This is a genomic window from Pantoea sp. B550, from assembly GCF_024158165.1.
Taxonomy (GTDB): domain Bacteria; phylum Pseudomonadota; class Gammaproteobacteria; order Enterobacterales; family Enterobacteriaceae; genus Pantoea; species Pantoea alfalfae.
This window is the reverse complement of the sequence record NZ_JAMYXI010000003.1, coordinates 2,232,654-2,247,082: the sequence shown is the minus strand read 5'-3', so window position 1 is coordinate 2,247,082 and position 14,429 is coordinate 2,232,654. Positions and strand designations below refer to the sequence as shown.

Genomic DNA, 14,429 nt, shown 5'->3' with positions numbered 1-14,429 from the left:
CGGTTACTTCTTCTTAATCGGCTTTCCGGACCAGTAACCCGCCAGCAGTGAACCTGACAGGTTGTGCCACACCGAGAAGAGTGCGCCCGGCAATGCCGCCAGCGGCGAGAAGTAGAGTTTGCCCAGCGTCGCCGCCAGACCGGAGTTCTGCATGCCGACCTCCAGTGCCAGCGTACGGCAGGTTGACTCATCAAAGCCAAACAGTTTGCCGCCCCAGTAGCCGCCAAGCAGGCCAATCGCGTTATGCAGGATCACCGCCGCGATCACCATCAAACCCACCGATCCGATAAAGCTCTGACTGCCTGCCACCACCGCGCTGATGATCAGCAGAATGCAGACCATCGAAAACGCAGGCAGCCACGGCTCCACCCGGCGAACCACGCTGTTCATGCTGTGATGAATGATCAGTCCAAGACTAATCGGGATCACGACGATCTTCACGATGCTCAGCAGCATGCCCACCACATCAACCTGAATGTGGGTATCCACATAAAAGCGGGTTAACAGCGGCGTGGCGAACACGCCCACCAGCGCGGAGACGGAAGAAATGGTTACCGACAGCGCCACATCCCCTTTCGCCAGATAGATCATGACGTTGCTGGCGGTGCCGCTGGCAACTGAGCCGACCAGAATCATACCGGCGGCCAGATCGGGCGGCATATGGAACAGTTTTGCCAGCCCCCAGGCGGCTAACGGCATCACCAGATAGTGCAGAAAGGTGCCGGCAATCACCGGCGCAGGCCGGGTCAGCACCCGTTTGAAATCGTCGATATTCAGGGTGACACCCATGCCGAACATAATCAGCATCAGCAGATAAGTGACCCAGGGTCCGATGCCGAGAAAGGTACCTGGAGAGTAATAGGCGGCGACAGACAGCAGCACGGCCCAGAGCGGGAACAGGCGGGTTAACGTGGCGAGCATAGCCAGACTTCCTTATAAGAATGTTATGTTTAGTGCAGATTTGCCATAGAGCGTCATCATGCAGGAACGACTGCCGTGACCAAGGCGGGATCATAACATTTCATTATCATGGCGTAAGGCGAAGATGGGGCGAGACAGGAAAATGCGGATCGACTGCTGCCGATCCGCTGAATATCGACGAAATTACGCTGCTTTTTCCTCTAAACCGCGGTAGATCAAACCACCAACCACGGCACCGATAATCGGCATCAACCAGAACATCCACAGCTGAGAGATCGCCCAGTCACCCTGGAAGAGGGCTGCTGCGGTGCTGCGTGCCGGGTTAACAGAGGTGTTAGTCACCGGAATGCTGATCAGGTGGATCAGGGTTAACGCCAGGCCAATCGCAATCGGGGCAAAGCCTTTTGGCGCGCGTTCGCTGGTAGCGCCCATGATCACAATCAGGAAGATAGCCGTCATCACTACCTCAGTGATCATGCCTGCCTGCAAACTGAAGCCACCCGGTGAGTGTTCACCGTAGCCGTTCGCCGCAAAGCCGCTGGCCGCTGCGCTGAAGTCGCCTTTACCGCTGGCGATCAGATAAAGCACCGCGCCAGCCGCAATGCCGCCCACCAGTTGCGCGATGATGTAAGGAATGGCCTGCGAGGCGGAGAAACGTCCGCCTGCCACTAATCCCAGGGTAACTGCCGGATTAAAGTGACCGCCTGAGATGTGACCGACCGCATACGCCATGACCAGCACGCTCAGCCCGAAAGCCAGCGCCACGCCCATGAAGCCAATGCCCAGTTCCGGGAACGCCGCTGACAGTACGGCACTACCACAACCGCCTGCGACCAGTACAAAAGTCCCCAGCGCCTCTGCGACTAACCTTTTCATGATATTTCCTAACTTTAGGTGAATGGATTCAGCGGCGGGATTATAAATCTGAGGAAAGGGAGCGCAACGCCGGTACACGAAATGCGCAAAGAAAGGGGTTGCCATTTGGCAATAGTGGCAATAAGCCTTTGTATTGATGGAACTGTCTGGAAGAAGCAAACCACAGGGAGATCAGGACGAACTGAACCTTTTTTGCCACTGTTCAGGCCGCGCAGACGCGGCCTGAACAGCAGATAAATTTACTCGAACAGATTGCGGTGCAGCGTACGGACTACGCTTTCCGCATCATTGCCCGGCACCAGGAAGCAGAGATTGTAGCTGCTGGCACCATAGCAAATCATCCGCAGGTTGAACGGATCGAGCACACCAAACACCTCTTTGCCAACACCACACGCTTTTGACAGCTCATTGCCGATAATCGCCACCAGCGCCAGATCTTCCTCCACTTCTACCCGGCACAGCGACGAGAGTTCAGTCAGCAACGCCTGGGTCAGCAGACTGGCACTGGTTGAGGTCGAGCCGGTGGTGTCCAGCGTCAGCGCCACACTGACTTCGGAGGTAGTTATCAGGTCAACGGAGACGTTATGACGCGCCAGAATGTTAAACAGTTCGGCGAGGAAACCAAACGTATGCAGCATGTTAAGGCTGTGCAGCGTTAACAGCGTCTGCTTACGGCGTAACGCCAGCGCCCGGAACAGCGGCGGGTTGCGGGTTTCGTTGCAGACGCGGGTGCCGCCCGCTGCCGGATCCCTGCTGGATCCGACGAAGACCGGAATACCCCGGCGCACGGCGGGCAGCAGCGTCGCCGGATGCAGGACTTTTGCACCAAACGTCGCCATTTCAGCGGCTTCTTCAAAGGTGATTTCATCAATACGCTTCGCCGTCGGCACCACGCGTGGATCGGTGGTATAGATACCCGGCACATCCGTCCAGATATCGACGCGCGCCGCGTTCAGCGCTTCGCCCAGCAGCGCGGCGGTATAATCACTGCCGCCACGCCCTAAGGTGGTGGTGCGCCCTTCGCTTTCGCTGCCAATGAAGCCCTGAGTTATCACCAGCGCCTGCGCGATACGTGGGTGTAACTGCGCCGTCGCCTGCTCCGCCAGCACCTGAACATCCGGGACTGCCCGGCCAAAATGATCGTCGGTGCGCATCACTTTGCGAACATCAAACCACTCTGCATTCACCTGACGTTCACGCAGAATTTCAACAAACAGCAGTGAAGACATCAGCTCGCCGTGGCTGACCAGTTCATCGGTCAGGGCATTTGAGGTGGCGAGTGACGCCGCTTCTGAGAGCATGCTGATATTGTCGATCATCCGATCAATTTCATCGCGGATCACGTCCGGACGCTGCAGGCGATCGACAATGGCGTACTGGATACGGCGGATATCATCAAGCAGAGCAGCGCGCTGGGGTGCCTGCTGGCCTTCAGCCAGCGCAACCAGAAGATTGGTAATGCCTGCCGAGGCAGAGAGCACTACCAGACGCGTGCTGGCGTCCTGCAACACCACATCGGCGCTGCGGTTCATCGCTTCAAAATCGGCTACGCTGGTGCCGCCAAATTTTGCCACTATCAGAGTTTGAGACATGTAGGACCTCGTGTCAGGTTATCTTGTTCTCGCCGATGAAAGGGTCGAGAAACATGCTTTCAGCCAGGCACAAGGAAAGAGCAGAAACGGGCGGACAAGATCGGATAGACGAGTCACCCAGAAGCGCCCCACCTTGCAAAACGTCGACTGCAGACGTTTCTGGTGACAACCCAGAGGATTCAGCCCCTGTAGCCGACAGGCAGCACACCGCGTGCTGACCCACCTCGGCGTCGCTCCCCATGATGTGTTTTCACCGGATACGGTTCCTCCAACACACTGCCTGGGCGACGCGCCTCTTCTGGCTTGCACACAGGTGCGCAAGTAGGCGCATAGATCTAGCCTTTTCTGGACCTGCTGTCAATGTCAGCGATGGCCGCAGAGCCGCATCAGAAAACAAATTGCCCTGCGCCGCAGCGGCTACAGTGCTTAATGGGTTCAGCCCCTGCAACAATCCCTGACACGGCACAACGTTTTGCGCAGACTTTCGCGTCACACTTTAGCGCGTGATACTGCTGCCATCCTCAGGCTGTTCGCGCCAGTGAATGCTGACGACAGACCGCAGCGTTTACCTCGTCTGCGCGGCGTGCGCTGACAAAATTTTTCCTTTCAGTTACAAGTGTGGTCATACTGAAACGCTAAACGGGCATGATGTGCCTCCGATGGAATGACGGTTCTTAATATCAACAAGAGTGTTGCCATGAAAAATATCAATCCGACACAAACCGCAGCCTGGAAAGCGCTGCAACAGCATTTTGAGCAGATGAAATCGGTAGAAATTGCCGATCTGTTCGCCCAGGATGCCGATCGTTTTGCCAAATTCTCTGCCACCTTTGATGATCAGATGCTGGTGGATTTCTCCAAAAACCGCATCACCCAGGAAACCCTCGATAAGTTACAGACGCTGGCTAAAGAGACCGATCTCAGCGGTGCCATTAAGTCTATGTTCTCGGGTGAGAAGATTAACCGTACCGAAGATCGTGCGGTGCTGCACGTCGCACTGCGTAACCGGAGTAACACGCCGATTCTGGTGGATGGCAAAGATGTGATGCCAGAGGTCAACGCTGTGCTGGACAAGATGAAAGGCTTTTCAGAGCGCATCATCAGCGGCGAATGGAAAGGCTATACCGGTAAAGCGATCACCGACGTAGTGAACATCGGTATCGGCGGCTCCGATCTTGGCCCGTTTATGGTGACGGAAGCGCTGCGCCCGTACAAAAACCATCTGAACATGCATTTTGTCTCTAACGTAGACGGCACCCACATCGCCGAAACGCTGAAAGATCTCAGCCCGGAAACCACCCTGTTCCTGGTCGCATCGAAGACCTTCACCACCCAGGAAACCATGACCAACGCCCACAGTGCGCGCGACTGGTTCCTGAAAACCGCAGGCGATCAACAGCACGTAGCGAAACACTTTGCTGCCCTGTCGACTAACGCCAAAGCGGTGGGTGAATTCGGTATCGACACCAATAACATGTTTGAATTCTGGGACTGGGTTGGCGGCCGCTATTCACTGTGGTCAGCGATCGGCCTGTCGATCATTCTCTCGATTGGTTTCGATAACTTCGGGCAACTGCTGAGCGGCGCACATGCCATGGACCAGCACTTCGCCTCTACCCCGGCGGAGCAGAACCTGCCGGTGCTGCTGGCGCTGATTGGCATCTGGTATAACAATTTCTTTGGTGCCGAAACCGAAGCGATTCTGCCTTACGACCAGTACATGCACCGCTTTGCCGCCTATTTCCAGCAGGGAAATATGGAGTCAAACGGCAAGTATGTGGATCGCGACGGTCATCCGGTGGACTACCAGACTGGCCCTATTATCTGGGGCGAACCTGGCACCAACGGTCAGCACGCGTTTTATCAGCTGATCCATCAGGGGACCAAACTGGTTCCGTGTGACTTCATTGCCCCGGCGATTACTCATAACGCGCTGGCGGACCACCATCCGAAGCTGCTCTCTAACTTCTTTGCCCAGACCGAAGCGCTGGCGTTTGGTAAGTCACGCGACGTCGTGGAGAAAGAGTTTACCGATGCCGGCAAATCGGCAGAATCTGTAGCCCACATTGTGCCGTTCAAGGTGTTTGAAGGTAATCGCCCGACTAACTCCATTCTGCTGCGTGAAATTACGCCGTACAGCCTGGGTGCGCTGATTGCGTTGTACGAGCACAAAATCTTCACGCAGGGTGCCATCCTGAATATCTTCACCTTCGATCAGTGGGGTGTGGAGTTAGGTAAGCAGCTGGCGAACCGTATTCTGCCGGAACTGGAAAATGAGGACGAAATTACCTCTCATGACAGTTCCACTAATGCCTTAATTAACCGCTATAAATCCTGGCGTTAATCGGCGTTAATTTCATCGGGCGGCAACGTTGCCGCCCTTTTTTTGTCTCTTTTTCCATCCAGGTGGCCTGATTATCGATTTTGTCATTCACGCCAGTGCGGGAAAAGTCTTAAAATACCCTAAGATAATTCTGAACATCTGGCCATAAAACAGTGTGATATCCAGTATAAAATGGATCTGAAAACTAACGGGCAACAGGGTTAGCTATTGATTTATAGCCATATTTAATTTAAGCCCTTCTGAGTAAATTCTGATTATTCTTATTCCGTACCAGATATAACTAAAAAAGAACATTCCGCTTTGCATTCGCCTTACCTGTAGCGAAATATAGGGTATCAACCAGAAAACCTCCGATTTAAAAAGTAGTTATCCCCAATTCAGCTGATTAAATCACGCAATTGCCCCGCTATTTACCCTGGTTTTTATGGCACTGAACTCTGATATTTTGTTGCCCTATAATGAACGCGCCCGCAATGGGACTGTCCGTCGCTTTGGCTGCAGCCTGTCTGTATTGCCCTTGTCGCCGGTCAGAGCTCCTTCATTCACTCAATGCAGGAAACGTTGTTATGAAAAAAACTATGGTTGCCGGTGCAGCCCTGATCCTCGTTGCCGCTTCTTCCAGCGCATTTGCTGCGCCGCAGGAAGCAGGTGAAGCAGGTACTGCAGCTGGCGCGCAGGCGGGAGCAATCTCTGCTGGCACGTCCACGGCTGTCGGTGTCGGCGCACTTGGCGCGCTGGTCGGGCTCGGCATTGCTGCTTCTGGCGGTGGTGACGGTGCAAATACCGGTACAACAACCACGACCACGACGAGCACCACTCGTTGATGGATGCCCGTCTCCCGTCTGATTGCTGATTTACAGCAAACGGGCTGCGGCTGAAACACTGACTTCGGTAAGTGATGACGCTAAGCCACGTAACCTGTATCTCTGCAGCCAGCCGTGACGGGCAGAGCACCTTTAAACATAACCACACGCCTGTGTGGTTATTTTTTACTTTGGCATGACTTATCAGGGACACACAGTGCGCCGACTTCCTCTGCTGCTCGCTTGCCTGCTGCTGCAGGCCTGTACACAAACGCAAAAAGGTCTTGAACAGACTTTGCTGCTCGCGGTTAACGGTCCGGATGACGTGACCGTCACCGATCAACAGGTCAACAATCTTCCCTATGCCAGTCTCTATGCTCGTCTGAATGAGGGTCCGCGCATTTTTGTGGTGCTGGGCTACAACGAGAAGGGGCAGCAGAAATGGGTTACGCAGGATCAGGCGATGCTGGTGACACAGCACGGCCGCCTGGTTAAAACCCTGGGCTTACCGGATAACCTGCTGAGCGTCAGCAATCTGCAACAGGATCCGCTTGCTGACAGCCTGCATATCAGCAATGGCGCAGGCTGGACCCGCATTGTGCAGTGGACCGAGCAGGGCAAGGTTCGCGGCGCGACCGTGCGCTCCACCTTCCAGCGTGGCACCGACGAAGTGCTGACCGTGGCGGGCAACCGCATTCCGTGCCGTGTCTGGCATGAGCAGGTAAGCATCGACAGCAGTAACCGCGAGTGGGAGAACACCTTCTGGATCGACAACAGCAGCGGTGATGTGGTGCAGGCCCATCAGATGCTGGCGGCCGATGCCTTCCCTGTCGATATCACTATTCTGAAGCCGGCGAAATCATGAAAAAAATCACTATTTTGCTGGCCGGGCTGAGCCTGTTCAGCGCCGCAGAAGCGCAGGCGACTGCGCAGGTTATCGTTCATGCTCCGCACAACGGCGGTCAGGCTGAGCTGAGCCAGATCGCGGATCTGTCACAGCTGGTGACACTGCCTCCGCTGCAGACCAACACGGACTGGCGCCGTACCGTTATTGCCGAGCGCGGTGCCAGCGCCGTCGCACAGCAGCAATATCAACAGACGCTGGGCGCGTTACGTGCCTGGCGTGCTGACAGCAGTGGCGATAGGGCGGCGGCCATTGCTGAGGTCATCCGCCAGCTGAGCGCCATCAACGTGACAGGTCGCCAGTTCACCCCGCTTGACCCGGACTGGATCCGTCTCCATCCGGCGGACAACCGTCGGCTGGAAGGTAGCTATGACCTCTGGCTGCAGGCGCCATCCGATTCAGTGCTGCTGCTCGGCGCATTAAGCGGTGCAGGCAAAGTGAGCTGGCAGCCGGGTAAATCAGTACGCGACTATCTGGAGGGTCACCCGTCACTCTCCGGCGCAGAACGCAATTTTGTCACGGTGATTGCGCCTTCCGGCGCCACACAGCAGGTGCCGGTTGCATACTGGAATCATCGCCACGCGGAAGTGGAGCCAGGCAGCGTTATCTGGCTCGGCTTTTCCTCATGGAGCCTGCCAGGCAGCTATGAAGATCTGAACGATCGCATCCTTTCCGTACTGACTCACCGGATACCAGACTGATGAAAAAACGTTATCTCTTCAGCCTGTTGGCTGTTTCCGTGGCGGCAGCCTGTCAGGCGCAGGCCGACACCTTCCCCGCGCCGGTGGGCCCGTCACAATCTGATTTCGGTGGTGTGGGCCTGATGCAGGTGCCGACAGCGCGCATGTCCAGAGAAGGCGAGTTCAGCCTCAATGCGCGCGACAACGATCAGTACCGCTACTACTCTGCGTCACTGCAGCTCTTTCCCTGGCTGGAGACGACCGTGCGTTATACCGACGTGCGCACCCGGCAGTACAGTGCGGTGTCAGAATTCAGCGGCACGCAGAGCTATAAGGATAAAGCCTTCGACCTGAAACTGCGTCTGTGGCAGGAAGGCTTCTGGCTGCCGGAAGTGGCGGTGGGAACGCGCGATCTCGGTGGTACCGGCCTGTTCGACAGTGAATATGTGGTGGGAACCAAAGCCTGGGGACCGTTCGACTTCACCCTGGGCCTCGGCTGGGGCTATCTCGGCAATAGCGGCACCGTGAAGAACCCGTTCTGCTCCTACAGCGACAGCTATTGCCAGCGTCCACAGGTAGGCGAAGCGGGTTCCATCAATGGCTCGCAGATGTTCCACGGTCCGACAGCATTTTTCGGCGGCGTGGAGTATCAGACGCCCTGGCAGCCGCTGCGACTCAAGATGGAGTATGAGGGCAACGACTACCAGAATGACTTTGCTGGCCGCCTTGATCAGCGCAGCAAGCTCAACGTCGGCGCGATTTATCGTGTGACCGACTGGGCTGACATCAACGCCAGCTACGAACGCGGCAATACGTTTATGTTTGGTGTCACCATCCGTACCAACTTCAATGATTTGCGTCAGGCGCACATCGACAGCGAGAAGCCGGCCTATAATCCACAGCCGCAGCCGCCGTTGCTGGAGCCGACGGTAGTCGGCACTCAGCTGACCGATCTGAAATACAACGCGGGTCTTGATGGTCCGCGGATTCAGACTCAGGGCCACACGTTGTATGTGTCAGGCGAGCAGACGAAGTACCGTGATACCCGTGAAGGGGTGGATCGCGCTAATCGCATTATCATGAACCACCTGCCGGACGGCATTGACACCATTAATGTGACCGAGTCGCGCTTTAACATGCCGCAGGTGACCACTGAAACGAAAGTTGCCAGTCTGCGTAACGAGCTGGAAGGCTACCCGCTGGGCCACGAGCAGCCGCTGCAACAGACCCGCAAAGAACCGATCGATCCGGGTAACACTGAGCAGGGTATGTTTATCCGTAAAGATCGGCTGAACTACAGCCTGTCGCCGGTGCTGAATCAGTCGGTGGGTGGCCCGGAAAGCTTCTACATGTATCAGGTTGGCGTCATGGCCAATGCGGATTACTGGCTGACGGATCACCTGCTGGTGGGCGGCAGTCTGTTTGGTAACCTCGCCAACAACTACGACAAGTTCAACTACAACGGCGCACCGGCGGACTCTTCGCTGCCGCGCGTGCGTACTCATATCCGCGATTACGTTGAGAACAACGTTTATGTCAATGATCTGCAGGCGAACTATATGGGCCACCTCGGTAACGGCTTCTATGGTCAGGTCTACGGCGGCTATCTGGAGACGATGTACGGCGGCGTGGGCGGCGAGCTGCTTTATCGTCCGGTCGATGCGAACTGGGCGGTAGGTGTCGATGCCAACTACGTCCGTCAGCGTGACTGGGACAATATGATGCAGTTTAACCGCTATAAAGCGACCACTGGCAACCTGACCGGTTACTGGCGTCCGTGGTTCATGCAGGATGTGCTGGTGAAAACCAGCGTAGGACAGTATCTGGCAAAAGATAAAGGCGTGACGGTCGATGTGTCGAAGCGCTTCGACAGCGGCGTGATGGTCGGTGTTTATGCCACCAAAACCAACGTGTCGTCGGAAGAGTATGGCGAGGGTGACTTCACCAAAGGCTTCTATATCTCCGTGCCGATGGATCTGTTCACCGTGACGCCAACACGCGGTCGCGCGCAGGTCAACTGGGTGCCGCTGACGCGTGATGGCGGTCAGATGCTGGGTCGTAAGTACCAGCTGTATGATCTGACGTCCGATCGCGACGCGCGCTTTAACTAAGCAGAGGCGGCTTTCGGGCCGCTCAACGCTGTTTACAGAAGCAGGCTCAGGGAGCAAACGCCCTGCGTAAAGACGCAAAAACGCCATCCGTGGCATGCTCAGCGCGGGCCATCCCTGGCCCGCGATGCTTTACTCCGGGCGTATGCTCCCATCGCTTTGACTCCGGCGCGTTTCAGGCGACCATCTGAACGCTTCAGACCGCTGAAAAAAAGCCGAAACAGGGTGAATCTGACCGTGTTTCCTGCGCTGGCTCGATATCACAGCTGACAGGGCCCGAGTTGATTCCCCTCCCTTCAAGCGGCCCCCGGCCGCTTTTTTATTTAATCCGCATCGTAGCCGAGATTCGGCGCCAGCCAGCGCTCCACTTCCGTGACCGACATCCCTTTGCGTGCTGCGTAATCTTCCACCTGATCACGCTGAATCTGCGCCACGGCGAAATAGCGGCTGTCAGGATGGCTGAAGTACCAGCCGGACACCGCCGCGCCCGGCCACATGGCAAAGGATTCGGTCAGTTTGATGCCGATCTGCTCTTCCACTGCCAGCAGACGCCAGATGGCAGCTTTTTCAGTGTGATCCGGGCAGGCCGGATAGCCTGGCGCCGGACGTATTCCCTGATAATTTTCGCGAATCAGCGCTTCATTGCTGAGATTTTCGTTGGGCGCAAAGCCCCAAATCACCTTACGCACCCGCTCGTGCAGATATTCAGCAAAGGCTTCCGCCAGACGGTCAGCCAGCGCTTTCACCATAATCTTGTTGTAGTCATCGTGCTGACGATCATAGGCCTCCGCCAGCGCATCCTCCTCCAGTCCGCCTGTCACTGCGAACGCGCCGAGATAATCCGCTTTTCCGGCGGTTTTTGGGGCCACAAAATCCGCCAGACAATAGTTAGCGAAGTCGGTTTTCTCGGTCTGCTGACGTAAGTGATGACTCACACACAAAATTTCATCGCGTCGCTCGTCACGGTAAATATGGATATCATCACCAACCCGGTTAGCCGGGAAAATACCGACCACGCCACGCGGCTTCAGCAGCGACGCCTCACTTAATCTGTCGAGCATCGCACTGGCATCGGCAAACAGACGCTGCGCCGCCTCACCCACCACCTCATCCTCCAGAATACGGGGATATTTACCCGCCAGCGACCAGGTCATAAAGAACGGCGTCCAGTCGATGTAGTGGCGCAGCGTGGCAATGCTGGCCTCCACCTGACTGACACCAGGTCGATGCGGCACCGGCGGTGTGTAACTCTCCCAGTCAATTGAAGTGGCGTTATCGCGCGCCATCTGTAGCGAGACCGGCGGCGTGCGCGGCTTTTTACGTGCATGCTGGATGCGCACGGTTTCGTACTCTTTGCGCGTTCGGGCGACAAAATCGTCTTTTAATGTGGCGGAGAGCAGCGACGACACCACGCCAACGGTGCGAGAGGCGTTCTGCACGTAGACCGTCGGGCCGCTGTAGTGCTGCTCAATTTTGACGGCAGTATGCGCCTTCGAGGTGGTCGCGCCGCCAATCAGCAGCGGTAAGGTAAAGCCCTGACGCTCCATCTCTTTCGCCATATTGACCATCTCATCCAGCGACGGCGTAATCAGCCCTGACAGGCCGATGATGTCTGCCTTCACTTCACGCGCTGTTTTGAGGATTTTCTCGCCCGGCACCATCACGCCAAGGTCGATAATTTCGTAGTTATTACACTGCAACACCACGCCGACAATATTCTTGCCGATGTCATGCACGTCGCCTTTGACGGTGGCCAGCACGATTTTACCGTTGCTGCGCCCTGCTTCTTTGCTGGCTTCGATAAACGGCTCCAGATACGCCACCGCCTGCTTCATCACGCGCGCCGATTTCACCACCTGCGGCAGGAACATTTTGCCTTCGCCGAACAGGTCGCCGACCACGTTCATGCCGGACATCAGCGGCCCCTCAATCACCTCTATCGGACGGGGCACCTGCTGGCGCGCCTCTTCGGTATCCTGCTCGATAAACTCCGTGATGCCCTTGACCAGCGAATATTCGAGCCGCTTCACCACGTCCCAGCTGCGCCACTCGGCGAGCTGCTTGTCCTGCGCACCCTCGCTTTTGCCGTCACGATATTTCTCCGCCAGCGCCAGCAGCCGCTCGGTGCCATCATCCCGTCGGTTAAGGATCACATCCTCTACCGCCTCGCGCAGTTCTGCCGGCAGATCGTCATAGATGGCCAGCTGGCCTGCGTTGACGATGCCCATATCCATGCCATTTCGGATGGCGTAGTAGAGGAACACCGCGTGTATCGCTTCACGCACCGGGTCGTTGCCACGGAAGGAAAACGAGACGTTGGAGACGCCGCCGGAAATCATCGCATGGGGCAGTTCACGCTTGATGTCTTCACAGGCACCGATGAAATCCATCGCGTAGTTGTTGTGCTCGTCGATGCCGGTGGCAACCGCAAAGATGTTGGGATCAAAAATGATATCTTCCGGCGGAAAGCCGACCTGTTCGGTCAGGATCCGGTAAGCGCGGCGACAGATTTCGATTTTACGGGCGCGGGTATCTGCCTGGCCCACTTCGTCAAATGCCATGACCACCATCGCCGCGCCGTAACGCCGGACCTGGCGCGCATGATGGATAAAGGCCGCTTCCCCCTCTTTCATCGAAATCGAATTCACAATTCCTTTGCCCTGAATGCACTGCAGCCCTTTCTCAATCACCGCCCATTTCGAGGAGTCGATCATAATCGGCACGCGGGCAATATCGGGTTCACCCGCAATCAGATTCAGGAAGCGCACCATCGCCGCCTCGGCGTCGAGCATCCCTTCATCCATGTTGATATCGATGATCTGCGCGCCGCTCTGCACCTGCTGCAACGCCACCTCCAGCGCTTCGTTGTACTTCTCTTCTTTAATCAGCCGCTTAAATTTTGCTGAGCCGGTGACGTTGGTGCGCTCACCGACGTTAACAAACAGCGACTCAGCGGTGATGTTCAGCGGCTCCAGACCGGAAAGGCGACAGGCCACCGGAATCACCGGCAACCTGCGCGGCGCGACGCCTTCAACCGCCGCGACCATAGCTTCAATATGTTGCGGCGTAGTGCCACAGCAGCCGCCAATAATGTTCAGGAAGCCCGAGGTGGCCCATTCCTTAATCTGCTCCGCCATCAGTGCCGCATCGAGATCGTATTCGCCAAAGGCATTGGGCAGACCCGCATTGGGATGGGCAGTGACGTAGCCCTCGGCGATGCGCGACAGCTCCGCCACATACTGACGCAGCTCATCCGGTCCCAGCGCGCAGTTCAGGCCAAAAGAGAGCGGTTCGGCATGACGCAGGGAGTTGTAAAACGCTTCAGTGGTCTGACCGGAGAGCGTCCGGCCGGAGGCGTCAGTGATGGTGCCGGAGATCATCAGCGGCAGCTTCACACCCTGCGCGTCCATCTCGGTCTTCACCGCATAGACAGCCGCTTTGGCATTCAGCGTATCGAACACCGTTTCGATCATGATGAGGTCAGCACCGCCCTCCACCAGCGCACGAGTCGATTCGCGGTACGCCTCCACCAGCTGATTAAAGGTGACGTTGCGATAAGCAGGATCATTAACGTCGGGTGAGATCGAGCAGGTGCGGTTAGTCGGGCCGAGCACACCCGCAACGTAACGCGGACGATCCGGCGTTTTCGCCGTCCACGCATCGGCGCAGACGCGCGCCAGCCGGGCCGCTTCGAAATTGATCTCCGCCGACAAGCTTTCCATCTGGTAATCCGCCATCGCAATCGACGTGGCGTTGAAGGTGTTGGTTTCGAGGATATCCGCACCGGCAGCCAGATAAGCGTCGTGGATCTCGCGGATCACCGACGGTTTACTCAGTACCAGAAGATCGTTGTTGCCTTTGAGATCGCAGGGCCAGTCAGCAAAACGGCTGCCGCGATAATCCTCTTCCTCCAGCCGGTAGCTCTGGATCATGGTGCCCATGCCGCCATCCAACACCATAATGCGTTGTGCGAGCTGCTGATGTAGCGCGTCAATTTTAGTGCTCACTGTTGCCCCATTCACGTCAGTCTGCTGGCGGAAAACCCTGTTTTTCATTCTGGCACAAGCCTCTCTGGCGACAAAGTAACCTCTTCTGCGACAGGTGCAGGTCACGGCTTCACAGGTCTGACCAGAAAACCAGCATTTGCAAACGGCGTGATTAAAACGAAAATGATTTCCACAATGCAAAAGGAGAGACAACG

General features: G+C 56.5%; 9 protein-coding genes and 1 riboswitch. Of the genes, 5 read left to right on the top strand and 4 right to left on the bottom strand.

The window, feature by feature from the left end; genetic code table 11:
• Positions 1 to 3: 3 nt before the first annotated feature.
• The 3 genes from panS to lysC form a co-directional block, all read right to left on the bottom strand.
• On the bottom strand, positions 4 to 921 hold the full coding sequence (gene panS, locus NIM72_RS13450; RefSeq protein WP_161733499.1) for a ketopantoate/pantoate/pantothenate transporter PanS: 918 nt from the start codon (positions 919 to 921) through the stop codon (positions 4 to 6).
• 183 nt (positions 922 to 1,104) lie between these two features.
• Positions 1,105 to 1,797: an aquaporin Z gene (gene aqpZ, locus NIM72_RS13445; protein ID WP_161733497.1), complete on the bottom strand. Its 693-nt coding sequence runs from the start codon at positions 1,795 to 1,797 to the stop codon at positions 1,105 to 1,107.
• 239 nt (positions 1,798 to 2,036) lie between these two features.
• Positions 2,037 to 3,389, bottom strand: a complete 1,353-nt coding sequence (gene lysC, locus NIM72_RS13440; RefSeq protein WP_161733495.1) for a lysine-sensitive aspartokinase 3 — start codon at positions 3,387 to 3,389, stop codon at positions 2,037 to 2,039.
• A 113-nt stretch (positions 3,390 to 3,502) separates the two neighbouring features.
• Positions 3,503 to 3,695, bottom strand: a riboswitch (Lysine riboswitch).
• 391 nt (positions 3,696 to 4,086) lie between these two features.
• On the opposite strand from lysC, the gene pgi reads away from it, so the two are divergent.
• From pgi to NIM72_RS13415, 5 genes are all read left to right on the top strand, one after another.
• A complete protein-coding gene (pgi, locus tag NIM72_RS13435) occupies positions 4,087 to 5,733 on the top strand; it encodes a glucose-6-phosphate isomerase (protein ID WP_253420724.1) in 1,647 nt (548 codons plus the stop codon).
• A gap of 566 nt (positions 5,734 to 6,299) precedes the next feature.
• Complete coding sequence (gene yjbE, locus NIM72_RS13430; protein WP_161733491.1) at positions 6,300 to 6,557, top strand: exopolysaccharide production protein YjbE; 258 nt, start codon at positions 6,300 to 6,302, stop codon at positions 6,555 to 6,557.
• 196 nt (positions 6,558 to 6,753) lie between these two features.
• Positions 6,754 to 7,401: a YjbF family lipoprotein gene (locus tag NIM72_RS13425; protein WP_161733489.1), complete on the top strand. Its 648-nt coding sequence runs from the start codon at positions 6,754 to 6,756 to the stop codon at positions 7,399 to 7,401.
• Positions 7,398 to 8,141 (top strand): capsule biosynthesis GfcC family protein, encoded by a 744-nt coding sequence (locus tag NIM72_RS13420; RefSeq protein ID WP_161733487.1) that lies wholly within the window; start codon positions 7,398 to 7,400, stop codon positions 8,139 to 8,141. The genes NIM72_RS13425 and NIM72_RS13420 overlap by 4 nt, the downstream gene beginning before the upstream one ends.
• Positions 8,141 to 10,231, top strand: a complete 2,091-nt coding sequence (locus NIM72_RS13415) for a YjbH domain-containing protein (protein ID WP_222924728.1) — start codon at positions 8,141 to 8,143, stop codon at positions 10,229 to 10,231. The genes NIM72_RS13420 and NIM72_RS13415 overlap by 1 nt, the downstream gene beginning before the upstream one ends.
• Before the next feature lie 320 nt (positions 10,232 to 10,551).
• Here NIM72_RS13415 and metH read toward each other — a convergent pair whose 3' ends face one another.
• The gene (metH, locus tag NIM72_RS13410; RefSeq protein ID WP_253420722.1) at positions 10,552 to 14,235 is read right to left on the bottom strand and encodes a methionine synthase; all 3,684 of its coding nucleotides are present in this window, start codon (positions 14,233 to 14,235) and stop codon (positions 10,552 to 10,554) included.
• Between the last annotated feature and the right edge of the window lie 194 nt (positions 14,236 to 14,429).